Here is a 23,377-nt window from a genome sequence, read left to right on the forward strand (position 1 = left end):
GGATCGGTCGGAATCGCAACCGGTCATAGTGACAAAATCACCCACCGTTTTTCCCAGACGCACATAAGAACAGGCGCACCCCCGGGCGTTTCACGAGTTGAAACGACACGCGCCCGGACCAGGCAGGCCGCCGTGCATGCAGAGCCAGAGTCGCTCTGCCAAGGAACAGATTGAACACATTTCAAGAAATGCCCCTTTCCCCGCTGACGCAGAAGCGTCTGGCGGCTTTGAACTTCGTGACCCCGACCCCCGTACAGTCCGGCGCCATCGGACCGGCCCTTGAAGGACGCGACGTCCTGGCAACCGCGCAGACCGGTACCGGCAAGACGCTGAGCTTCCTGATCCCGATTCTGGAGCGGCTGCAGAAGACCCCCGGCAAACAGCCACTGGGTCTCGTCCTGCTGCCCACGCGCGAGCTGGCCATGCAGGTGGAGAAGGTCGTCCGCCAGCTGGTTCCGGATGGACAGACCCGCGTCGCCCTCGTGGTTGGCGGACTGGCAGAAGGCCCGCAGCTCGACGCACTGCGTCGCGGTGTGCGGCTGATCGTCGCGACCCCCGGCCGGCTCGAGGACTTCCTCGATCGTCGCCTGGTCTCGCTGTCGTCGATCGAAGTGCTCGTGCTCGATGAGTGCGATCGCATGCTGGACATGGGCTTCCGCCCCTCAATCGGCCGCATCATCTCGACCATCCCGGCAGCGCGTCAGACGCTCTGCTACTCGGCCACACTGAATCGCGACATGCGTGAAGTGGTCCGTGACTACCTCAGGGATCCGGCGCGCATCGACATCTCGACCGAACTGAAGCCTGCCGCGAGCGTCTCGTTGCAGATCTTCGAGGTGGAGAAGGAGAAAAAGCCGGAGTTGCTCGAGCATCTGCTGCTCGAAAACAAGGGGAGCTTCCTCGTCTTCACCCGCACCAAGCATGGCGCGGACCGGCTGGCCAAGCGGCTGTCGCGCGAAGGGCACACAGCAGGGCGCATCCATGGCGACCGCACGCAGGCCCAGCGCGTTGCAGCACTGAAGAGCTTCGCGGACGGCTCGCATCGCGTGCTGGTCGCGACCGATGTGGCAGCACGTGGCATCGATGTGCCGCACGTGGCGCACGTGGTCAACTACGACCTGCCGCGTGAGCCGGAAGACTTCGTGCACCGCGTGGGCCGCACTGGCCGCGCTTCAAAGACAGGCACGGCGCACACCTTCGCCATGCCGGAAGAGCGGGCCGAGGTGCGCAAGATCGAGCGCGTTCTCGCGGTGACGATGAAGCGCTTCCGCGTGAAGGCAACGACGACCGCCTAAGTCGGCCGTCTGTACGGCAGCACCGGATCGAAAACAGGAGGGGCACAGAGCGAACCTGCTCTGTGCCCCTTTCTTCTTGGCTTCTGTGTTGTGACGATTGCTACTTAACGATCACAGTGAAGGTTGTCGTCGCGGTCTGCTGATTCGCGTCGGTGCCAGTCACGGTGAAAGAGTAGGTGCCCTTCGGGGCGAGCGCGGAGGACGTGGAGCCGCCACCACAGCCACTGAGCAGGAGCAGCGTTCCAGCCGCGCCGACAAGAAGCGCGCTTTGCACGCGCCGACGGCGGCTGCCCGGAACGGCAAGGCAGAGCAGCGGCAGCAGTCCTCCATACGCGAGCGGCAACTGCGAACCGGGCCCGCTGCCGTTGCGTTCCAGTCGTGCTGCAGTGAACGGTGCACGGCCGGCATTCGCGCAGGAGCTGGCGTTGGTGTAAAGGGTGAGCGTCGTCGTGACCGCAGCGCTGCCGGTCACGGCTGCGTTGGCAATGGTGTAGCAGGCATTCGTGATGTTCGCTGTCGCGGTGAAGCTGAGCGCGCCCGTGTAGCCACCAGACGGTGTCACCGTGATGGTAGACGCGCCAGTTGCTCCTCGAGACACGGTGACATTGCTGGCGCTCAGCGCGAACTTACCAATCACGTTCACGGACTGCGCGTAGCTGCCGGACGAAGCGGCGAACGTAGTGTCACCGGAATACGTCGCCGTGATGGTGTGCGATCCGGTCGCTGCGAATGACGTAGCGAAGGTAGCCACGCCCGCGTTGAGGGCAACGGGGCTGCCGGAGTTGGTGCCGTCGACGGCGAACTGCACGGTTCCGCTTGGAGTGCCGCTGGTGTTGTTCCCCGAGACGTTCGCCGCGAACGTGATCGACTGGTTCACGGCGCCCGAGGTAGCCGATGTGCTCAGCGCCGTGGTGGTTGCGGCGAGCACGCCGCCGCCGGTCGCAGCCTGTCCGGCAAAGGCGGTGGCGAGTTGCGCGGCGTCGGGAGTGCCCCAGCCGGTCACGAGGTCGTAGCCGGGAGTCGCGCTGTAGCCAAAGCTGCCGGCTGTGCAGTCCGGCGAGCCGGCGGTGCAGGGCACGATGTTGTTGCCCGTGGTGATGTCGTGGAAGGCGGTTGTGGATGCGTTGCCGATGGCGTACAGGATCGGGTTGACGTTGCCCAGCCCTTTGGCGTTTAGCTGCTGCTCGACGAGCGTGAGCAAGGCCGCGAAGGTGGGCGCGCCGAACGACGTGCCACCCGCGACGGCGAGGTTGTTGCTCGCATCGCGATAGCCGTTCACGCAGGAGCCAGCCGTGCAGTAGAGATAGCCGTCGTGCTGCGGGGACGCATCCATTGCCACATCGGGCACATCGCGGCGGTCGTCACTGGGGACGCCGGCGCCGGTCTGCCATGAAGGCTTGCCGAAGAGCGAGCTCTTGCCGCCACCGGAGCCCGTCAAGCCGCTGTTCGTCGAGGTGTCGTTCCACACCTCCTCCGGAATGTAGGAGAGCACAGAGCCGTTGCTCCCGTTGTTCGTGCCGCTCCAGTAGGTGCCGGCGGATGCGACATCGCCGAGGAACTCCGTGCCACCGATGCCTGTGACGCTCGGCGAGGCCGCGGGCAGATCGACCGCAAGGCCGTGCGTGGCAGAGGTGATCGTGGTCGTGCTCGAGTAGTCGCAGTCTGCGGCGGCATCGTCGCCGGAGGCGGCGATCACGGTCTGGCCCTGCGCGTTGGCCTGCGCGAACCACGACTCGAAGGTGGTGACATCGCCCGTCGTGTACTGGCTCTCGCAGCCGCCGTAGCTGATGCTGATGATCGGCGCCAGGTTCTGGTCGATGGCGTACTGCAGCGAGTCGAATACGTTGTAGTTGGGGCTGTTGCCGGTGTAGACGAAGTTGATGGTCGCGGCCGGCGCGAGTGCGCCCGACCACTCGACATCGAGGTCGGACTCGTCCAGATCGCCACCGCTTGTGCTCACCGTGCTTGCGCCGCTGTTGGGAACAAGAGTGAGCGTGGGCGCGTTCGCGGACAGGCCGGAGGCGGAGCGGAATGCCGAGATGTCACTGGCGGCGATCGCCGTCTGGCCGACGATCGCGATCGTGCGACCGGAGCCGGTAAAGCCGCTGTTGTAGAGCGCCTTCACGTCGTAGATGGTCGAGACATCATCGGGCGCAAGGAAGTGACTGCCGCTGATTGCGGAGGTGAAGCGCGGCACCGGGCGAACGCGAGCCCGTGGACGCAGGCTGGACAGGTTGCTGATATTCGACACAACAGCCGCGACAGAAGTCGGCAGGGTCAGGTTCTGGCTGGGCGCATAGACGCTCTCTCCGGCGATGCTGTAGAGGTTAAGCCGCGTGCCGAAGGCCTGCTCCACTTGCGCGGCGGTGCCGGAAAATGTGAGCTCGTTGTGGCTGGCATTCGCGCCCTGCACCGCGAAGCCCTGCTGCCCGAGCCAGGCGCTGACCGCGTTGAGATCAGCCGTGCTGATGCCGTAACGCGCAGCGAACTGCGCCGGCGTGAGCCACTGGTGATACTGCGGCGAAGCGGGGTTCTGCTGGGCGGCGAGCAGCGCCTTGAGGTCCGCATTCTGAGCGACTGTGCGGTTGAAGTGCAGCTTGATCCCGTCCAGCCGCGTGCTCGCGGCGAGATGGCTAGTCGGAGTCGCGCCGACCGTGAGCGGATGCCGCGTGTTGGGCAGCGTCGTCGTCTGGTGAGCATCGATGGCGCGCACGCGACTGGCGATCTGCGCATGCAGGCTGCCAGATGAGGTCCCGGCAAGCAAGGCGACGGCACCGAGGACGAGGGGCCGGAATGCACGACGGAATGCTTTCGTCACAGGAAACGGTACAGATACGCAGGACGGCATGAGGTGTTCCCTCCCTGACGGAGTGGTGTGGGTCGCCGATCCGTTCAGGGCAGACGAGCACGAGCGGGGGCCGCAACCGGATGGGTGGTGCTGTGATAGACGAGAGTAGCTGGAAACGGTTTCAGGCCTCAGCTAAATATTCGAACCGTTAGGTACCGATGCGGCAGGATGAAACCGCGTGCTGGCGGCGTCAACTCAGGCGAGGCGTGTGAACTCAACGAACACCACAGCCCCATGCTGCACAAAACCGAGCCGCCGATAGACCGCCTGGGCTTGCATGTTTTCCGCGGCGACGTGCAGGAACGGTGTGTCTCCATTCGCGAGGATCCCCGTCGTCGTCTCCTGCGTCAGGCGCTGTGCGTAGCCGTTTCCCACGTGATCCGGATGCGTACACACGGCGCTGACCTCGCGATAGCCGCGGCCGTCGGGCGCGTCGAGGTTGAGCCGTTCGCCGGCCATGGCGACCAGTTCGCCATTCACGCGGATGCCCCGGAAGCGGCCCATCTCCGGGGCACGCGGACCAAAGAAGCCCGGAAAAGCGACCGTCTTAAGTGCTTCCATGTCGGCAAGATCGCGGACCGGATCGAGCGCGACAGAGTCCGGCTGCTCGCCTTGAGACAGCGGAGGCGGAGGCGCTTCGCACAGCATCTGGTACCCGGGAATGCGGCGGCTCTCCTGCCAGATGGGGAGGTCAAGCGGCAGCGGTGCGGGCTGCACGCCCGCCAGGAAGAACCAGATACGCTCACCGGGCGCGACGAGCGAAAGCAGCTCGTCTGCGGCCTCCGTTGACGGGGTCTCAAGCGCCGCGAGCGGCACAACCTGCGGTTGAAAGCGCCGTGCCGGACCCGCACCAATGGCCAGGTACTGCTGACGTGTCACCGCGGCCTGCCAAATCGGATTGCTGAGGGCTGTTTGCACGCGCTCATCAGATGCGGGGAGGCGGTGATGGTCGCTCTTTCTCTCCGGTTCGGATCGAGCTGCCCGAGGTGTGGCTCAGTGGAAGCTCAGCGACAGATGCTTTCGATGGTTACGACATTCCCGTCACGCGGCCCTCTGCGTCCACATCCAGCGCTTCGGCACGGGAGATCTTCGGCAAACCTGGCATCAGCATCATGTTGCCGGAGATGCAGACCAGGAAACCGGCGCCGGCCGAGAGGGCGACATCCGTGATGTGCAGGTCCCAGCCCGTGGGCGCGCCCGGGAGCTTGGGGTCGTCGGAGAGCGAATACTGCGTCTTCGCCACGCAGACCGGAAGATTGCCGAAGCCCCACGCGCGGTAGCGTGCGATCTTCTGCGTCGCCTGTTCGGAAAAGACCACATCGTGGCCGCCATAGACCTGCCGCACCACCTTGCGGAGCTTGTCTTCGAACGGATCTTCGAGCGAGTAGACCGGCTCGGCTGTATCGGCAGGGTGCTTGTCGAGCGTCTCGACCACCACGCGCGCCAGGTCGGCAGCGCCCTCGCCACCGCGCGTGTAGGCGTCCGAGAGGGCGCAGGGAAGTTGCTGTTCGCGGCACCACTGGAAGAGAAACGCGTGCTCCTCCGGCGTGTCGGCTGGAAAGTGGTTGATCGCGATCACGATCGGCACGCGAAAGTTGCGCAGCGTCTCGACGTGGCGTGCTAGATTGGGCAGACCGTTGGCGAGCACGCCCGCACCCTGCTGCTTCAGGCTCTGTGCTGTTGTCACCAGCACGGCGACAGATGGCCGCGTACCGCTGGTCCGCATCACGATATCGAAGTACTTCTCGGCGCCCAGATCGGCAGCGAAGCCAGCCTCGTTGACGACGTAATCCGCCAGCCGCAACCCCATCTGCTGCGAGACGATGCTCGACGTGCCATGCGCGATGTTGCCAAACGGGCCGGCGTGCACAAAGGCCGGTGTGCCGTCCGTGGTCTGGACGAGGTTCGGTTCGAGCGCCTCCGCCAACAGCGCCATCATGCCGCCGGTGGCCTTCAGGTCATGCGCGGTGACGGGCTCTCCCTTGCGATTGGCGCCGATCACGATGCAATCGAGGCGGCGGCGAAGATCATCGCGATCCGCGGCCAGGGCAACGATGGCCATCACCTCGGATGCCGCAGTGATAACGAAGCCGGACGTGCGGTTGGCGCCGTCGCGCTCGCCCTTGCTGCTGACCGAAACCACGATGCGGCGCAGCGCACGATCGTTCATGTCGAGCGTGCGTGGCCAGGTCACCGCGGCGGGATCGATATCGAGCGCGTTGCCATGGAACAGGTGCGTGTCGATCAGCGCAGCAAGCAGGTTGTGCGCCGACGTGATCGCGTGGAAGTCGCCATGGAAGTGCAGGTTGATCTTCGCGGCGGGCTCCACCTGCGAGCGGCCACCACCAGCAGCGCCGCCCTTCATGCCAAAGACGGGGCCGAGCGATGGCTCGCGCGAGGTCAGGATGACGCTCTTGCCGATATGCGCGAGCCCCTGCGTCAGGCCGATCGAGGTGACCGTCTTGCCCTCGCCTGAAACCGTGGGGGTGGTCGCGGTGACGAGGATCAGCCGTCCGCGAGGGGAGAACTGCGGATCGCGCAGCAGGTCGAGCGAGACCTTCGCGCCGTAGCGGCCGATCGGTTCGTAGAGGTGGTCTGGGACATGAAGCTTGTCGGCGATCGTCGCGATCGGGAGCAGGGCGGCCTGGTCGGTCATCTGGTGCAAGCGTAGCGGATGATGCGCCGGGGCGGTGGGGGCACGTTCACCGTATCGAGAACGGCCCATCTCACCCAGTCGCGCTTTACCGCCGTTCACACTCTGATTGCGCCCACCCGGGCCGCTGAATGCGCTGCTCAGCCACGCTGCGATTGCTGACGCGATAGCGGACTCGTTTAGTCTCTTTTTAGTCCGACAATTCTGGTCCGGGTTCCAAACTCGTCCGGGCAGACGGGCTAACGACGCTGCGGGGAGGCGTGAGTTGCGGAGTTCGTGGCGGCAGCAGTGGATGCGTTTGGCAGTCGTTGCCGGAGTGGCCCTGCTGCTGGCGTGTGGCAGGACAGTGCGGGCGCAGGAGCCGCCGTACTTCGTGACCTACTCCGAGGTGCTCGAAGAGCCGGGAAACCTGGAGATCGCGCTCAAGAGCGTGGCCGGCTCGCCGAAAGATCAGCACGCGTTCTACAGCCCCACGATCGAGCTAGAGTATGGCGCGAAGGCCTGGTGGACCACAGAACTCTACCTGCAGGGCCAGGCCACGGCCGGAGATTCAAGCCTGTGGACCGGGTGGCGCTGGGAGAACCGGTTTCGGCTCATCCCGCGCGAGCTGCCAGTGAACCCGCTGCTGTACCTCGAGTATGAGGACATCAACGGCGCGGATAAAAGCATTCTCGAAGTGGTGGGTAACGACGGGGTGACTGACCTCGGCGGCAGCAATGCTGAGAACCGTGCCGTTGTCGAGCACGAGGTCGAGACCAAGCTGTTGCTGTCGAGCTTCGTGCATTCGTGGAACATCTCGGAGAACCTGATCGCGGAGAAACAGGTGAACCACGGCGAGCCATGGGAGTTCGGCTATGCGCTGGGCGTGAGCCGCCCGCTCGCGGACCATGCCAGGCTGAAAAACTGTCTCTTCTGCCGGCAGAACCTCGCGGCTGGTGCGGAGATGTACGGCGGACTTGGGACGACGGAGAGCTTCGGCCTGCACGACACGTCGCACTATGCGGGCCCGGCGCTTCGCCTCGACATACCGTCGCGGGGGCCGAGCATCAGCTTCTCCCCGCAGTTCGGTCTGAACAGCAACAGTGCGGGCGTGCTCTGGCGATTTGCGGTTTCGTACGAGGTGCAGCAGGTGAGCGAACTCTTCCGTGGACGGGGCGCGCGATGATCGGCAAGACATGCGGAGCGATCGTAAGCAGTGTGCTTGGATTGCCGCTGCTGATGGCTGCGGTCAGTGACTGGACGGCTCGTGTGCCGGCGGCGGAGCGGGCGCGCAACAACCCGCTTGCCGGACACACCGAGGCGATCACTGCGGGCCGCCTGCTCTATGGCGACCACTGCGCGCAATGTCATGCCGATGATGGCGCGGGACGGGGCAAGCGTCCGCCGGTGCGCTCCGAGCATGTCGCGAACGCCAGCGATGGCGAGCTGTTCTGGCTGCTGACCAATGGCTCACCCGGCCACGGCATGCCGGCGTGGACGCGCCTGCCGGAGCCCGAGCGCTGGCAGATCGTCACCTATCTCCGCACGTTGCAGCCCACGCCGGAGAGCCGGCAGGAGTAGCGATCAGCGCGTGAGCCTGTAGAGAGCCTCGGCATTGCCGCGCAGCACCATCCGGGCGAGCTCGACTGCACGCGCCGGCGTGATCTCGCCATCGCGCTCCATGCCGGTGAGCGCCAGACCGAGCGCCAGCCGCTCATTGCGCGCCGTCAGCCACGCACCCTCCTCCCAGCCTGCCTGCGGTGAATAGGGATAGGCGTCGGTGCCGAAGAGCACCTTATCGGGGAACGTCTCCAGCCACTCGCGCAGCCAGCCCGCAAGCGTGCGTGCCGGAATGATGGTCCCCTGCTGTGACATATCAAGATAGAGGTTCGGCTTCTGCAGCAGCGCACCCGCCTCGCGGATGTACGGCCAACCGCCATGCAGCAGGACGAAGCGGGTCGCCTTGAGCCGCGGATCGTTCAGCACCGGCTCGAGCAGCAGCGGGTTCACGCCTGCGATCGAGAAGTAGCGTCCGCCGCCCGACATCGCGTGCAGATGCACCGCCATCCCCAGCCGGCCAGCCTGCAAAGCGATCACGCGAAACAGGTAGTCCTGCAGCGTCTTGTAGGCCACAGCATCGGGTGTGCCGCCGTGCGCGAAGCGCGCGTACGCGGAGGCGGCTTCCTCCAGCGACGGATCGGCGAAGTCGAGCCCGCGCAGATAGGCGACCTCGAATTTGATCGCGACCGCACCGCCGGCCTTCTGCCGCTCAAGTGTCGGTACGACGACACTCTTCACGTAGGCGTCGAGCGAGCCTGGCAGCGATGTCATCCCAGCGTCGTTGAGGTAGCGTGCGCGCAGCTTGTCCTCGAGCGCAAAGAACTGCGTTCGATCCGGAGAAGCTGCTGCTAGGGCTGTGTTGTCGAGTGGAAACAACAGCGCGTCGTCATAGGGCACCCAGAGGAAGCGTGGCGGCGCAATGCCAGTGCCCATGCGGACGCGATTGGCCAGCATCGTCCCGATGCCTGCCTGGTCGAGCACCCACGCCGGATAGTGTTCGCCTTCGCGCTGCTGCACGCGTCTGCGTGCTTCATTGAGTTGGCTGAGTTGCGCGTCTGAGAGCGGCGGCGTGCCTTTGAATCCGTACAGCGCGGCCCACGCATCGGCGAGCGGCGGATAGTCCGGCCGCAACGCCAACGGATCCGTCTGCGGCTCCATGTTGTCCACGGGCAGCGCATCGAACTCGCGATCGGTCGCCATGGCTGGTGGCGCGAGCACCGGATGCGTATGGTCGTCGATGGCGGGTGTGCTCGCGATCAGATGGGCGATCACCGGATCGACCTCACGGGCGAGTGGGCTTGTGTTCTGCTGAGCCAGCGCGATCGCGCACACAAACACTGGCCAAAACGAAAACGCGATACGCCGAAGCAGAGGAGACGCCAGTTGCATGGCGCTAGCCTACGCGAACTGTGGCGCGCCTCCCTGCTTCATCGAACTCAGGCGGCGGTTGCGGTCTCCGCCTTCAGCCGCTCGGACTGGAAGTGCTGAACGACAGCATCGATTACTGGCTGCAGCCGGCCTTCCATCATCTCGGCGAGCTGGTGCAGCGTCAGGCCGATGCGGTGGTCCGTCAGCCGGTTCTGCGGGAAGTTGTAAGTGCGAATCTTCTCCGAGCGATCGCCGGAGCCGACCTGCTGCTTGCGCTCCTGCGCCAGCGCGGCCTGCTGCCTCTCCTGCTCAACCTCGTAGAGGCGCGAGCGTAGAACGCGCATGCCCTTCTCGCGATTCTTGATCTGCGACTTCTCGTCCTGGCAGCTCACAACTGTGCCGGTGGGCAGGTGCGTGATGCGCACGGCCGAGTAGGTCGTGTTCACCGACTGGCCGCCGGGACCCGACGAGCAGAACGTGTCGATACGCAGATCCTTGGCTTCGATCTTGACGTCGACCTCTTCCGCCTCGGGCAGCACGGCGACCGTGACCGCGGAGGTGTGGACGCGGCCCTGCGTCTCTGTCGCGGGCACACGCTGCACGCGGTGCACGCCAGACTCATACTTAAGCTGCGAGTAGACGCGATCGCCTTCGATCAGCGCGATCACTTCCTTCAGCCCCCCGACGCCCGACTCGGACGAGGAGAGGATCTCTACCTTCCAGCGATGCTGCTCCGCGAAACGCGAGTACATGCGGAAGACCTCAGCCGCGAACAGTGACGCCTCATCGCCCCCGGTGCCCGCGCGAATTTCGAGAATGACGTTCTTCTCGTCATTCGGATCCTTGGGCAGCAGCTTCAGCTTGAGGTCCTGCTCGATTGCGGGCAGGCGCTCCTCGAGTTGCGCGAGCTCGTCGGCTGCCATGGCGCGAATCTCGGGGTCAGCCTCGTCAAGCATGAGCCGCGAATCGGCAATGCCCTGCTGCACGCTGCGGAACTCGCGATAGGTATCGACCACAGACGCGAGATCGCGGTGCTGCTTGGCCACCTTCTGATACTTCTCGTGGTCTTGGATGACCTCGTCGGAGGCCATCTCCCGGCCTAGGGCTTCGTAGCGGGCGGCAATCTGTTCCAGGCGTTCAAACATGGGGCGACTCGTTTTCTGTCCAGGCGAGGCGAGGCCGGGGCGTCAGGTTGTGACTTGATGAGAGGGAGCGAGGGCGCGGCGGAGCAGTGGCGGCGGGAGCCGCTAAAGGAGAGTGCCCGGGAAGTGGATGAGGCGCAACATCGCTGGTTATTAGACTACCGCTCCCGGCCGCCTGATGCATCTACTTCGTGGGTTCCCGCCCGGCGCGGGAGTTACCGTGGGAACGGAGGCGGCGCCGCACGATGACAGAGCTGACGCCCTGGGCTGAGTTGTGCGAGCGGCTCGCGGGCACGACGAAGAAACTCGACAAGCGCGCTTGGATGGCTGACTACCTGCGCGAGCTGCCGGTCGACGCGGCAGCGCAGTCCGCTCTGTGGCTGGCCGGTGAGATCTTTCCCGAGGCGGATGGACGGCAGTTGAGTGTGGGCGGCGCCAGCCTTTGGGGTCTCGTGAAGGAACTGTCGCATGCCACCGATGAGGCCATGCAGACCGCCTTTCGCCGCCACGGGGACATGGGTGCCGGTGCGTACGACCTCCTCTCGGCCGGTGAGCCGCGGCCCGCAACGCTCACGATCGAGGGAACAGCCGACGCCTTTGCACAGCTCGCTGCGGCGCGCGGTGGAGCGCAGAGCACGGCGCGACGACAGGCCCTGCTGCGGGAGTTGTTGAGCCAGGCCACCCCGCTCGAAGCCAAGTACCTGATTAAGCTGATGCTGGGCGACATGCGCATCGGCGTAAAGGCCGCGCAGGTGGAGGAGGCCATCGCGGTGGCGACCGAGCGGCCGCTGGCCGACGTTCGCCATGCCGTGATGCTGGTCGGCGACCTGGCAGAGGTGCTGCGGCTGGCCGAGGCCGACCGCCTGCGCGAGGCCAGGATGCGGCTGTTTCACCCGCTCGGCTTCATGCTCGCGAGCCCGGTCGCGAGCATAGCGGAGGCGATCGAGCGCTTCGCCGAGGAGATTCGACAAGAGGGCATTGCCCCAATGGAGGCCCCTCTCGCGCAGGCAACTGTACCCGAAGCGCCGATCCTGAAGCAGGCGCATGTCCAGGACAAGTACGACGGCATCCGCTGCCAACTGCACTGCGGTGATCCGGAGCAGCCGGGCCGCGTCGCGCTCTTCTCGCGCACACGTGAGGACATGACCCACAGCTTCCCTGAGCTGGTCGAAGCATTCGCCACTGTGACGGAGACGTTGATCCTGGATGGCGAGATTCTCGCCTGGAACCCGGGGGCCTCACTCGAGGACGGCAGCGAGGCTCGCGGACGAGCGCTGCCCTTTGCGTCGTTGCAGAACCGCATCGGCCGCAAGCGCGTCACGGCGGCGATGCGCGAGCAGACCCCGGTCGTCTTCATGGCGTTCGATCTGCTTTACCAGCAGGATGCGCTCGTGCTTGATGAGTCGCTGACCGATCGGCGCGCACGGCTCGAAGCCATAGCGTCGCGCTGGACCCCGGCGACGAGCGTCAGCAGTGCGCCCCAGACGACGCCGGTCGTCTCTGCACAAGCGGGGCTGTTCGCAGAACTAAGTGCCACTCCCAAGCCATGCACCAACGGCTTCGCGCGGCTGGTGCTCGCGCCGGTCGCGCACCTCGCCAGCGCCGAGCAACTGGAGCAGGCCTACGCGGACGCGCGTGCACGCGGCAATGAAGGCGTGATGCTGAAGGCTGCCGCGAGCGCGTATCAGCCGGGACGCCGCGGGCTGGCGTGGTTGAAGCTGAAGCGCGAGCTCGCCACCCTTGATGTGGTCGTCACGGGTGCCGAGTACGGCAATGGCCGCCGCGCGGGCACGCTCAGCGACTACACGTTTGCGGTGCGCGATGGCGAGACGCTGAAGAATGTCGGGAAGGCGTACTCCGGGCTCACGGACGAAGAGATCGCGCGCCTCTCCGCCTATTTCATGAAGCACACGCTCGAAGACTACGGACACTTCCGCACGGTCGAGCCGACGCTCGTGCTCGAGGTTGCGTTCAATAACCTGATGCGCTCCGACCGGCACGCCAGCGGCTTTGCCATGCGCTTCCCACGCATCCTGCGCATCCGTGATGACAAGCCGGTCAGCGAGATCGATACGCTTCAGCGTGTGGAAGAAATCTACAACGGACAACCCGATCGACCTGCCGAGCGCTGATCGGGCTTGCGCCCGCTCTGCTAGCACTTGGGCCACTTCCCCTGCATGCCCCTTCAGGAGCCCGGCGTCCTGCTGTCGCGCGAGGATGTGCAGCGGCGCTGATTGAGTGGCTCGGCCGCGACCTGCCGAGCGATCTCGTTTCCGAAGCAGCGGCAGCAGCCGCAGCCAAGCCTGTGCTCCTGCAGGCGGAGTAGTTTAGTGGCCGTGTAAACAGCGGCCGACAGCACCATAAATGTGTTGTCGGCCGCGTCAGCCATGTGCCATATTGCTAGTCAGCACCCCGGCCTTCAGATAGCTGACTTATCGAGATATAGTTCGAGTCCTTACCGATTTGAACTGCAGGATCTCGATAACTCAGAGTTACACCTGCATCGATGACGTGTCCTCGTTGTCACGCGAATGCGGAGCTGGGCACGCGCCTGTAGCTGGCAAGCAGAACCGCTGCATCCAGACGGGTCATTGCTTTTGAGCTCTTTTGGCTCCTCCTGTTCGCGGACTCGATGTCAGCAATCACGCTGCGACCGCCGAAATGATTGCTGGGCTGAGCCCCGGCGCACCCTCCGCACAGAAAAGACGTGGGTTATCGTGAAGAGCCTCTCTACCGCAGCATGGATCGTTCTCCTGTTCAGCACAGCAGCGTTTGCCCAGATACCCTCGAACGCTATCTCCTCCGGCAATCTGGATGGCGCCAGTAACTGGATCTGGGAGCACGATAACGGGACCCCCGGCACGTCCGTTGGTTCCTTCAACTATCCGATCACCAAGCCGTCGCTCGACGGACAGGCTGCGGAGTTCTCCGTCTCCTACTGGAACTACGGTGGCGAGAGATATCACCTTCTATTCGGCTATGACACGAATGCTACATACTTCGTGTACGACACCTATGTCTATCTCACCGACCCCGCGCAGGTGCAGAACCTGGAGTTAGACACAAACCAGGTGCTGTCGAATGGCGAGACCATCATCACCGCGACCCAGTGCTCCAGCATCTCGGGCACATGGGAGTACGCCTACGTCTCCGGCACCCAACCGCACTGGCATGCTTCCAACATCGCGTGCAATCCGCAGAACTGGGCGGCAAACAAGTGGCACCACATCCAGATCCAATGTCATCGGACCAATACAGACGTGGTGGTGCATGACTGGGTGAAGCTCGACAACAGTGCACAGAAACCCTTCAAGAACGCTGTCGGCGCTTCGGGCCTGTTCCTCGGCTGGGGCATCGGCGACCTGGTGTTGAACTTCCAGGTGGACGGCGCCAGCGCGAACAACGGCAACATCGTCGGCTACTTCGACGAGATGCAGATCTACCGCTGGTAGCCTGCGGCTCCGTGCGGCTGGCGCGCTGACTCAGCGCTATGCGGAGAACGCCGGCGGCCGCTGATCAGCGACGTGGAAGCTGCGTTCAAGTGCCACACCGACGCGGCCCAGCAGTCCTTCGTCAAACAGCCGACCGATCAGCGTGACGCCAAAAGGCACGCGCCGCGGCGGATGAAACTGCGGCGGCGGCTGCTTCGGATCCGGCGCCCAGTCGCTGCGGGCGGCGCTGACCTCGACGAAGCCGGCGCGCAGCGTCAGCGACGGGTGGCCGGTGAAGTTGGTCAACGTCAGCATCTCGTCGCGCAACGACGGCACCAGCAGCAGGTCAACATGCGCGAAGACCTCGGCCATCTTCTGCGCAACTTTGCGGCGGAGCCGGTCCGCCTGCACGTAATCGACCGCGGACAGAAAGCGCGATTGCCGGAAGGTGTTCGGCCAGGCGTCGTTCACTTGTGCCTTCAGATCGTTGATCTGGTGATCGAGCGTGATCTCCTCGAACGCCGCCGCAGCCTCGGCGAAGAGGATAAGCTGCAGCGAATCGTAGGGCCAGTCCGGCAGAGAGACAGGCACGGCCTCCATTCCGAGCGCCCGGCACGCTTCGAGCGCAACGCGGTCCACGTCGGTCGAGGGCGGCTGGGCCAGCCACGCCGGAACGTAACCGACGCGAAGACCTTTTACCGGAAGCGCACCGTTGTAGTCCAGGTGGCTGGGCACGGACGCAACATCGCCCGGGTCAGGGCCGCTGATCGCGCGCAGTACGAGCATCGTGTCCTCGACCGTGCGGGCCATTGGACCCAGCTTGTCGAGCGACCAGCAGAGCGTCATAGCACCCGTACGCGGCACGCGGCCATAGGTGGGGCGCAGACCTGTGACACCGCAGCGCATCGACGGGCTCACGATGGAACCGCCCGTCTCGCTGCCGATGGCGAAGCCCACCAGTCCCGAGGCCGTCGCGGCACCGGGCCCGGCACTCGAGCCGGAGGCGCCTTCTTCGATCAGCCACGGGTTCATCGTCTGGCCGCCAAACCAGATGTCGTTCAGTGCCAGCGCACCCAGGCTGAGCTTGGCGACCAGCACTGCTCCGGCTGCGTTCAGACGATCGACCACGGTTGCGTTGTCCTTTGGTACGCGACTGCGGAAGGGCTCCGCGCCGTAAGTCGTGGCAATCCCGGCAGTGTCGAGCAGGTCCTTGGCGCCCCACGGAATCCCGTGCAGCGGGCCACGATAGCGGCCGGCGGCGATCTCGCGATCCGCCGTGCGTGCCTGCTCCAGCGCATGCTCGCGCGTCAGCGTAATCACGCAACGCAGCGTCGGGTTGTAGCGCTCCAGCCGGTCCAGATAGATCGTCGTCAGCCGCTCTGAGGTGATCTGCCGCGCGTGAATCCAGCGGCTGAGCTGCGTCACGCTGGCGAAGGCGATGTCCTCATCCTTCGCTGGAAGCGGCAGGAAGGGCGTTGCTGCAGGAACGAAGTGGTCGCGTGTCGGCGGTGCAGCGATGCCGGGCAGCATGGGATTCCACACCGTCGCGGGCGCCAGTGTCGGCTCGAGCGTGACCCGGCGCGGGCCGGTGCGCCGTTCTAGCAGCGGCGCCATCGCGCTGCGCCAGCTCGCGGCCGCCTGCTTCTCCTCGGTCTCCGTCATGCTGACCTGCGCCAGCTTCTTGGCCTCGGTGAAGGTGACGGCCGACACCTCGGGTCCCACCGGCGGCGCACCATTGAACGTGGGCGGCGCGCCCGCCGTGCTGGAGGGGGCAGGCGATTGCGGCGAAGCGCCACTGCCCGGCTGCGGCGACTCTCCCGCGCGGTGGCAACCGACGGCTGCGGCCGCAAGGCCCAGTGTGCCGTGCTTCAGAAAGGAGCGGCGGGAGCGAAGAAGCTTCTCAAACAACATGGTTGGTCGGATTGTACGGGGCGCGGAGCGTGCGTTATGGAGTGAAAGCATCAGCGGTCCTCCGCGCTGGCCCGAAGCGGGCAGCAGCGTGCCATCTGGAAGACGGACCTACGCTCAGCCTTGTATTCAGAAATCAGATCAGCAGTTCGACCCCACCAGCGACGACGCGCACCCGCACGTGTTCGAGCGAGTCAATTTGCCAGTCGGCGGCGAGCAGCTCTTCGCGCGCATGCGAGTTAGTCACCGCGAGCACACGGCAGCCGGCGGCCTTGCCCGACGCAACGCCCGCGGGCGAGTCTTCAATGACCACGCAGTCGGCCGGCGCGCAGCCAAGCAGGCGGGCGCCAGCGAGGTAGGGCTCGGGATGCGGCTTGCCATGCTCGACAGTCTCGGACGTCACCAGCGCCGCGGGAGTCGGCAGACCGGCCTCGCGCATGCGGCCTTTGAGCAGGGGCGCAGTGGCGGAGGTGACAATCGTCCAGCGCTCTGTCGGCAGCGAGGCGAGCAGCGCCGCGACACCGGGATAGACCCGCAGCCCGCTGTAATCCTCGGCGTCGAAGTCTTCCAGCCGGCGCAGCTCGGGCACCGGATCAAGGTCGGGGCGCAGCGCGCGCAACGTGTCGACCGCGCGGCGGCCGTGCGTCGACTGCACGGAGAAGCTGCCCTCCATGCCATGGTGGCGCGCCCACTGGAGCCAGCAGCGCTCATCCGCGCCAGTCGAGCTGATGAGCACGCCATCCATATCGAACAACACGCCGCAGGCCGGGATCACGAGAGGAGTCATCGTGCCCATGATGGCATGCGCCGCCGGATCGTTCATTGTTGCTGGCTTCAGTGGCGGGCACGACCTGCTCAGTCGTTAAGCGGACGGACTGAGTTGCTGGGCGGGACTCGATCAGTTGCTCGGCGGCTCCACACTGCGCTGGTCGACTACGGTGTAACCCGCCGGCACCTTGAAGATGGCCGCAGGCGGTTCGGACGTGTCGATCTCGGTCACCGTGAACTCCTGCTTGCCGGTCTGCGCCGTCTCAAGGCTCGAGCGCAGGCTGATGCCGAGTTGCTCCGAGTACCAGAACTCGCGGGTCGAGACCATGGGCTGATCGTTGCCCGCCACCCATGGGTTCACGGTCAGCGAATGGCGGTAGCCCACCGTATCGATGCCATCGACCGAGCTGTGGCCCAGCGACTCGCTGGTTTGAAAACCAGTGCCATTGGGCAGCGGGCCAGAGCCACCCGAGATCATGGGCTGGTATTTGGTCATCGTCGAGCCGGTGTAGGTGATCAGGTGGCAGCGCTTCTCGGCGACCTCGCAGTTGTAGAGCGTGTGCGCACTCGGGTCCGACACCTGGATCAGGTTCATCGTGGACGGGATCTTGCCATTCTTTGGAACGAGGATCCAGCGCTCCTGATGGATGCGACCTGCGGAGTCGCGCATGATATGTCGGCGGTTCTGAAGTGTGTACGTGCCGCCGTTCGCGAGCGGACGGCTCCACTCCGTCTCGAGTGTGAGCGAGAACGGCGCGTGCAGCAGGGGCGGGATGAAGATGCTCTCGAGCACCTCCCGCGTGCCGCCGTCCTGGGCGTACATCGTCGGCGCCTGCGCCTGCGCGCCAGCAGCCAAAAGAGCAGCACCGAGCAGGCACAGGGTGCGAGAAAAGGTCCCGGGCAGCGGCATCACAGGCCTCCGAGTAGCGCACAGGGATGGTACGCGATTCGCGCGATTCGCGTTTTTGAGTTTGTTATTTTCGACAACTACAAGATCCGGAAGAGAGACGCCGTGACCTTCGCCTAGCAAACCTGTTCCAGCAGCAGCGGTCTTCGCTGAATTCGACCGCGCTTGCGTAGCCGTTGTATTCGAGTGCGTTACTCATAGGTGCTTCTCCTGCCTGAGGTGACAGGGTGACGAACCGGTGGAACACTGAAGCAAAGCTTGGAGAGTGACTCAGATTGAGTTCTTGCCGCAGCCTAAGCATCTCTTACCAAGCTTGCCAGTCCAAACGCGCTTGGTACTGCATCGCTCACACACCAGGTTCAGGTTTCTGCTGGCTCCACAATTTTCACAGGCATAAACACGCCTCCCGCCCGCGTCGGTGAAGCGAATGGGAACCGTACAGAGCGGACACTGTCTCTGGTTATGCTTCATTGCTAAAGTTTGACACCTTTTCCAGCGATGCCTAATCTAACCAATACGATGATCCGGGTCGGTTCACCCTTGCGTGCCTGTTGCTGCTGTCCCAGCGGCCGGGCCGGGATGTGCCTCGCAACGGATCACCACTAGTTCAGCGAATCCGCGACGAAGACCCCGACCCACCCGCAGCAATGCCGGTGGGTTTTTCGCGTTTTTGCCCCCAACAAATTCCATCCAGAGGCATAGGAAAGGTTCCGATCACCATGAGCACTACTGCAGAGACGACCGAGACAGCCCGGCTGCCCCGCCTGGGTGAGACCGCACCCGATTTCACCGCGAAGACCACGCACGGCGAGGTCCGGCTCAGCGACTACACCGGCAAGGGCAAGTGGGTGCTCCTGTTCTCGCACCCATCCGACTTCACCCCGGTCTGCACGACCGAGTTCATCGAGTTCGCGCGCCGCTGGCCTGAATTCGAGGCACTGAATACCCAGCTGGTCGGCGTGTCGATCGACTCCATCTACTCGCACATCGCGTGGGTGCGTGACATCGAGCAGCACACCGGCCTGGAGGTCAAGTTCCCCGTCGTCGCCGATCTCGACCAGCGCGTCGCCCGCCTCTACGGCATGGTGCACGAGCCCACAGCCGACACCGCGACCGTGCGTGCGGTCTTCATCATCGACCCCAAGCAGCGCGTGCGCACCGTCCTCTACTACCCCATGCAGCTTGGCCGCAGCATCGATGAGCTGCTGCGCGTCGTGCAGGGTCTGCAGACCGTGGACGCGAACGGCGTGAGCTGCCCGGCCGACTGGAAGCCAGGCGACCCGGTCATCGTGCCCGCGCCCGCGACGCAGGCCGATGCGGCAAAGCGCACCAATGGCGGCGGGGCAGGTCTTGATGTGAAGACTTGGTACCTGTCGAAGAAGGACCTCGCGCAAAAGCCGAGCGATGTGAAGGCCGAGCCGGGGTCGCGCAACTAACTGCTGCGCACTGATCAGAACGGCGGCTTGTCGCCGCTGCTACTGTGAATGGGGAGTGAGCCGCGCGGCTCACTCCCTGTTTTGCGTTCGCTACACGCCGGAGCCCTGCTTCCCTCCCCCGACCAGGAGCTTTGCCGATGATTGTTCGACAGGCTGTCAACTGGTGGTCCATGCTGTTCGTCTGGCGTGGCTCCATCGTGCGCAAGATGCTGCCCCAGCTGACGATCGTTGCCACGCTTAGCGTACTGGCGGTGTGGACAGCCGGTCACATCTTTCGCCACAAGGTGCCGCTCAACGCGACGCCGTTCACACTTACCGGCGTCTCGCTCGCGCTCTTCCTCGGTTTTCGTAACAGTTCTGCGTACGATCGCTGGTGGGAGGGACGTCGGCTGTGGGGATCGGTCGTGAGCACCACCCGCTCGCTGACCCGGCTCGCGCTCACGCTCGGCGAGAACCGCATCCCTCGCGACCGCACCCGCGAGTTCGTGAACCTGCAGGTCGCCTTTTCCGACAGTCTGCGGGATGAACTGCGCGGACGCCGCTTCGAGCGCGCGGCGGAGCTACTGCCGCCGACGCTCGCTGCCGAGGTGGGGAGCGCCCGCTACCCGCCGAACCTGCTGCTGCGCGCGATGGGAGAGTGGGTCTCGGCTCGGCATGCCGAGGGCGGCTTTGGCGGCCAGGATCCCATCGCCTTCCAATTCGCGCTCAACGAACTGGCGAACGTGCAGGGCGGATGCGAACGCATCGCGAACACACCGCTGCCCTTCTCCTACTCGGTCATGATCCACCGCGTGGTGTACTTCTACTGCGGCCTGCTGCCCTTCGGGCTAGTGGACGCGATCGCGTGGATGACGCCGGTGGTGAGCCTGGTGATCGCGTATTCCTTCATCGCGCTCGACCTGCTGTCCGCGGAGCTTGAAACGCCGTTCGACCATGAAGAGAACGACCTGCCGCTCGACGCGATCTGCCGGACGATTGAGCTGAGCCTGCGCGAGATGTGCGGTGAGCCGTCGCTCCAGAAGCCGCTCGAGCCGGTGCGATACATCCTGAATTAGCAGGGCGGATGGCGCCCAGACGTACGAAGGGGACGGCCAGTGGCCGTCCCCTTCGTGTGAAAGCTTGCGCTGTGGTTTAGAGAGGCTGAACGTTCTCAGCCTGCCAGCCCTTGGGGCCCTTCACCACGTTGAACTGAACTGCCTGACCCTCTTGGAGGGTGCGGAAGCCCTGTGCCTGAATGGCGGTGTGGTGAACAAAAACATCTTCACCGCTCTGGCGGCTGATGAACCCGAAGCCCTTGGCATCGTTAAACCACTTCACTGTTCCCTGTTCCATCGTGCGAGTTCCTTTACTGCTGAGGTTTGTGACGCTGAATTCAAGAACGGACTCGGCAAGTAGAGAACTGCACAGTCAGAACTAGCTGAACCTTTTCCGATTCGAACGCAGCCTCAGTATACAACGACTGCTTCGAAATCCACACCATTACCAACGTGCGGACGCCAATTGCACCTATCGCTGTGCAATCTTGAGCGAATTCACCCTTCTATTCTTCCGGCGCGAGTGCGTAGTAGCCCTTCCGCGCCTGTACCTTCAGCTGCTCGTCGCGCTGATGACACACGATGTCCACCTTGCGGTAGCTGCCGTCGGCCTTGGTGTTCGTTGGCGAGTAGCTGGCCACGTACTGCGTTCGCAACTCGTCCTCAATCTGCTGGAACGCCTGCTCCATCTTGCGTCCGTTGTTTCCCACGTCGATGACGCGGCCGCCGGTCGAGTCCGCGAGCTTGTGCATGTAGCTGTCGCCGCTGTAGCCGATGCTGTAGACGCCGCCTCCATAGAAGCTGTGGTCCGCGATCAGCAGCACGTAGACCATTGCGTTGGCCTTCTGCGCCGCCTCGATGGCATCCTGGACCTTGGCGCGTGAGCCCTGATCCTCGCCATCGGTCAGCAGGATCATCGCCTTGCGGCCAGTCTCGGTGCTCAGCTTCTCCTTCGCTGCCAGCACCACTGCGTCATACAGCAGAGTGCCGCGTGGCGCGCCGGCGGTCGGCACCGGCCCGGTCTTTACCCCGCTGACGCCGGTGTTGATCTGCGCCTTGTCCATATCGTGGGCGAGAGCGCTCGCGTTCGAGCTGAAGTCGGAGAGCAGGTCCACGTCCGTATCGAACGACACCAGAAACGCCTCGTCCTTCTGACGCAGAATGCGCTTCAGAAAGGCCGACCCGGTCTGCTGCTCGAGCGGCAGAACGTTCTGCTGCGAGCCCGACGTGTCGAGCAGGATGCCAAGCGTCAGGGGCTGATCGACCTCGGCGACGAAGTTCTTGAGCTTCTGCGGCTCCTTGTTCTCGAACACCTGGCAGTCGTCGCGCGTGAGGTGCGGGATCAGCAGGTTCTTCTTGTCGCGGACGTTGAAGTAGAGCGAGACCAGGTTCACGTTCTGACGGAAGGTGGCCACCGAATCGGGCGTCTGGTCGTCGGCATTGGGATCGCCCGGGGGACCCTGCGGTGCAGCATCCGGCGAGGGCGCCGACTGCGCACGAAGATACGCAGCGGGCGACAGGAGAGCAGCGAGAAGACAGACCAGGAAAAGAAGACGGCGCATGATCGCTTTTATTAGACGACATACCTCGGGAGATGTCGCCTCTGTTCGCGCCGCGTTCGAGGCTGCCGCAGCGGGCCGGCGCGCGTCTCTCTGGTAGGCTGACAAAGCCGCGCCGTCCGCTCCGGCTTGTCTGGAGCGGTCGCGAGCGGGCGTCGGAGGTTGGAGGAGCTTTGGGCAGACGGCAGTGGGCGTGGACTCTGGTGACGGCGGTCTCGATGACCGGGCTGACGATAGCTGCGGCACAGCAGCCGAGCGGCAGCAATAACGATGGCGCGCAGCAGGGCGTGCCCGATGCGCCCAGCGCAAGTCCGACCCAGGGCGGCGACAATCTGCAGAACCTGACCCGCCAGGTCGCTCCCGGCAAGGCTGCGACCGAGCAGCCGGATCAGGTGCAGGCTCCACCCGCGCCCGCGACCACTCCGGCCAACAATGCGGACGGGCCGCCCCAGCAGGAAGTCCCCTACACGCCCAAAAATGCGGAAGAGGCCAACCAGTTCCGCCTCAAGGCCGAGACCACGTTTATCCCCATCCCGGTTACGGTGCTCGACAAGCAGCACCGGCAGGTGGCCGGCCTGACCTATCGCGACTTCCGTATCTACGAGAACGGACAGCGCCAGCACATCGCCTTCTTCAGCGTGGATCCGGTGCCGCTCTCGGTCGCTTTTGTGATCGATCAGAGCCTGCCCCGCGACACCATGAAGAAGGTCAACGAGAGCCTCACCGCCATCCAGGGCGCGTTCACGCCGCAGGACGAGGCCGCCGTCTTCACCTATGCCAACGGCGTCACGCGGCAGACCGACTTCACCGCGACGCAGGGCGATCGCCTGCCCACCGTGCTGGCGCGCGCCGAAAAGGCGGGCAGCGACCTGGGTGTTCCGAGCGGCGGTGGCCCGCTGAGCACGACGGGCCCGACCATCAACGGCAAGCTGATTGACCCCAATGTCAACCGCGGCATGAGCAACGGGCTCGAGTTGAACATTCCGCGCGAGGCGCACACGCTCTCCGACGCCATCCTCGCCGCCGCGCAGCAGTTGCAGTCGCGCCCGCAGGAGCGCCGCCGTGTGATCTACGTCATCAGCGACGGCAAAGACGTGCGCTCGAAGGCGAGCGTGCGCGAGGTCATCCGCTTCCTCGAAGGCAACAACGAAGCGGTGTACGCCACGATGGTGGGCGATGCCGCGACGTTCGGCATCGGCTATCTCGACAAGGTGCACCTGCCGCTGATTCCGGCGGAGAACGTGTTGCCCCGCTATGCCACCGCGACCGGCGGCGTGCTCGAGGCGCAGTTCTCAGCAGACGGCATGGAGCGCAGCTTCGCCCGCATCGCGGCCGAGGTGCGCACCCAGTACACGCTCGGCTTCTATAGCCACCTGCTTTCGGTCGACGGGCGGTACCGCACGCTCGAAGTGCACGTGGAGCGGCCCGGCCTCGACGTCCACTCACGCCAGGGCTACTACCCCACCGCTACGCAGCAGCGATGATCGCC

18 protein-coding genes are annotated in these 23,377 nt (G+C 64.7%); 8 read left to right on the top strand and 10 right to left on the bottom strand.

The features are described from left to right. Positions 1-188 precede the first annotated feature (188 nt). Entirely contained in the window at positions 189-1,295 is a 1,107-nt protein-coding gene (locus tag AC5IJH_RS00090; RefSeq protein WP_491900743.1) for a DEAD/DEAH box helicase, read from the top strand. A gap of 100 nt (positions 1,296-1,395) precedes the next feature. On the opposite strand, the gene AC5IJH_RS00095 is transcribed toward AC5IJH_RS00090, so the two are convergent. The 3 genes from AC5IJH_RS00095 to AC5IJH_RS00105 all read right to left on the bottom strand — a co-directional run bounded on the left by AC5IJH_RS00095 (position 1,396) and on the right by AC5IJH_RS00105 (position 6,799). Then, on the bottom strand, positions 1,396-4,113 hold the full coding sequence (locus AC5IJH_RS00095) for a protease pro-enzyme activation domain-containing protein (RefSeq protein WP_491900744.1): 2,718 nt from the start codon (positions 4,111-4,113) through the stop codon (positions 1,396-1,398). A gap of 225 nt (positions 4,114-4,338) precedes the next feature. Then, positions 4,339-5,061, bottom strand: a complete 723-nt coding sequence (locus AC5IJH_RS00100) for a GNAT family N-acetyltransferase (RefSeq protein WP_491900745.1) — start codon at positions 5,059-5,061, stop codon at positions 4,339-4,341. A 109-nt stretch (positions 5,062-5,170) separates the two neighbouring features. Continuing rightward, positions 5,171-6,799, bottom strand: coding sequence for a formate--tetrahydrofolate ligase (locus AC5IJH_RS00105; RefSeq protein WP_491900746.1), 1,629 nt, complete (start codon positions 6,797-6,799; stop codon positions 5,171-5,173). A 289-nt stretch (positions 6,800-7,088) separates the two neighbouring features. Between AC5IJH_RS00105 and AC5IJH_RS00110 the strand changes: the two genes are divergently transcribed. After that, positions 7,089-7,961 carry a hypothetical protein gene (locus tag AC5IJH_RS00110; protein ID WP_491900747.1) on the top strand — a complete coding sequence of 291 codons (873 nt, stop codon included), beginning with the start codon at positions 7,089-7,091 and terminating at the stop codon, positions 7,959-7,961. After that, positions 7,958-8,356, top strand: a complete 399-nt coding sequence (locus tag AC5IJH_RS00115) for a c-type cytochrome (RefSeq protein WP_491900748.1) — start codon at positions 7,958-7,960, stop codon at positions 8,354-8,356. Before AC5IJH_RS00110 ends, AC5IJH_RS00115 begins: the two co-directional genes overlap by 4 nt. A 3-nt stretch (positions 8,357-8,359) precedes the next feature. Here AC5IJH_RS00115 and AC5IJH_RS00120 read toward each other — a convergent pair whose 3' ends face one another. Continuing rightward, entirely contained in the window at positions 8,360-9,724 is a 1,365-nt protein-coding gene (locus AC5IJH_RS00120) for an amidohydrolase family protein (protein WP_491900749.1), read from the bottom strand. A gap of 47 nt (positions 9,725-9,771) precedes the next feature. Next, on the bottom strand, positions 9,772-10,848 hold the full coding sequence (gene prfA, locus AC5IJH_RS00125; protein ID WP_491900750.1) for a peptide chain release factor 1: 1,077 nt from the start codon (positions 10,846-10,848) through the stop codon (positions 9,772-9,774). A 242-nt stretch (positions 10,849-11,090) separates the two neighbouring features. Between prfA and AC5IJH_RS00130 the strand changes: the two genes are divergently transcribed. Together AC5IJH_RS00130 and AC5IJH_RS00135 are read left to right on the top strand one after the other, a co-directional pair. Then, positions 11,091-12,977, top strand: a complete 1,887-nt coding sequence (locus AC5IJH_RS00130; RefSeq protein WP_491900751.1) for an ATP-dependent DNA ligase — start codon at positions 11,091-11,093, stop codon at positions 12,975-12,977. A 585-nt stretch (positions 12,978-13,562) separates the two neighbouring features. Further along, positions 13,563-14,297, top strand: a complete 735-nt coding sequence (locus tag AC5IJH_RS00135; protein WP_491900752.1) for a hypothetical protein — start codon at positions 13,563-13,565, stop codon at positions 14,295-14,297. 36 nt (positions 14,298-14,333) lie between these two features. Here AC5IJH_RS00135 and AC5IJH_RS00140 read toward each other — a convergent pair whose 3' ends face one another. From AC5IJH_RS00140 to AC5IJH_RS00150, 3 genes are all read right to left on the bottom strand, one after another. Continuing rightward, complete coding sequence (locus tag AC5IJH_RS00140; RefSeq protein WP_491900753.1) at positions 14,334-16,187, bottom strand: amidase; 1,854 nt, start codon at positions 16,185-16,187, stop codon at positions 14,334-14,336. Positions 16,188-16,320: 133 nt separating this feature from the next. After that, positions 16,321-16,971: an HAD-IA family hydrolase gene (locus tag AC5IJH_RS00145; RefSeq protein WP_491900754.1), complete on the bottom strand. Its 651-nt coding sequence runs from the start codon at positions 16,969-16,971 to the stop codon at positions 16,321-16,323. Between the two features lie 111 nt (positions 16,972-17,082). Next, the gene (locus AC5IJH_RS00150; RefSeq protein ID WP_491900755.1) at positions 17,083-17,862 is read right to left on the bottom strand and encodes a hypothetical protein; all 780 of its coding nucleotides are present in this window, start codon (positions 17,860-17,862) and stop codon (positions 17,083-17,085) included. Between the two features lie 716 nt (positions 17,863-18,578). Here AC5IJH_RS00150 and AC5IJH_RS00155 point away from each other — a divergent pair. Both AC5IJH_RS00155 and AC5IJH_RS00160 read left to right on the top strand, forming a co-directional pair. Continuing rightward, positions 18,579-19,295 carry a peroxiredoxin gene (locus tag AC5IJH_RS00155; RefSeq protein WP_491900756.1) on the top strand — a complete coding sequence of 239 codons (717 nt, stop codon included), beginning with the start codon at positions 18,579-18,581 and terminating at the stop codon, positions 19,293-19,295. A gap of 137 nt (positions 19,296-19,432) precedes the next feature. Continuing rightward, a complete protein-coding gene (locus AC5IJH_RS00160; RefSeq protein WP_491900757.1) occupies positions 19,433-20,350 on the top strand; it encodes a bestrophin family protein in 918 nt (305 codons plus the stop codon). A gap of 76 nt (positions 20,351-20,426) precedes the next feature. Here the strand turns inward: AC5IJH_RS00160 and AC5IJH_RS00165 are convergent, their stop codons facing one another. Then, positions 20,427-20,627, bottom strand: a complete 201-nt coding sequence (locus AC5IJH_RS00165; protein WP_020711529.1) for a cold shock domain-containing protein — start codon at positions 20,625-20,627, stop codon at positions 20,427-20,429. A gap of 208 nt (positions 20,628-20,835) precedes the next feature. Then, entirely contained in the window at positions 20,836-21,891 is a 1,056-nt protein-coding gene (locus AC5IJH_RS00170; protein WP_491900758.1) for a VWA domain-containing protein, read from the bottom strand. 170 nt (positions 21,892-22,061) lie between these two features. Between AC5IJH_RS00170 and AC5IJH_RS00175 the strand changes: the two genes are divergently transcribed. Next, positions 22,062-23,372, top strand: a complete 1,311-nt coding sequence (locus AC5IJH_RS00175) for a VWA domain-containing protein (protein ID WP_491900759.1) — start codon at positions 22,062-22,064, stop codon at positions 23,370-23,372. The last annotated feature ends 5 nt before the right edge of the window (positions 23,373-23,377 follow it).

The sequence above is a fragment of the Candidatus Dedyshia acidiphila genome, from assembly GCF_051025295.1.
In the GTDB taxonomy this organism is placed as follows: Bacteria; Acidobacteriota; Terriglobia; order Terriglobales; family Acidobacteriaceae; genus KBS-83.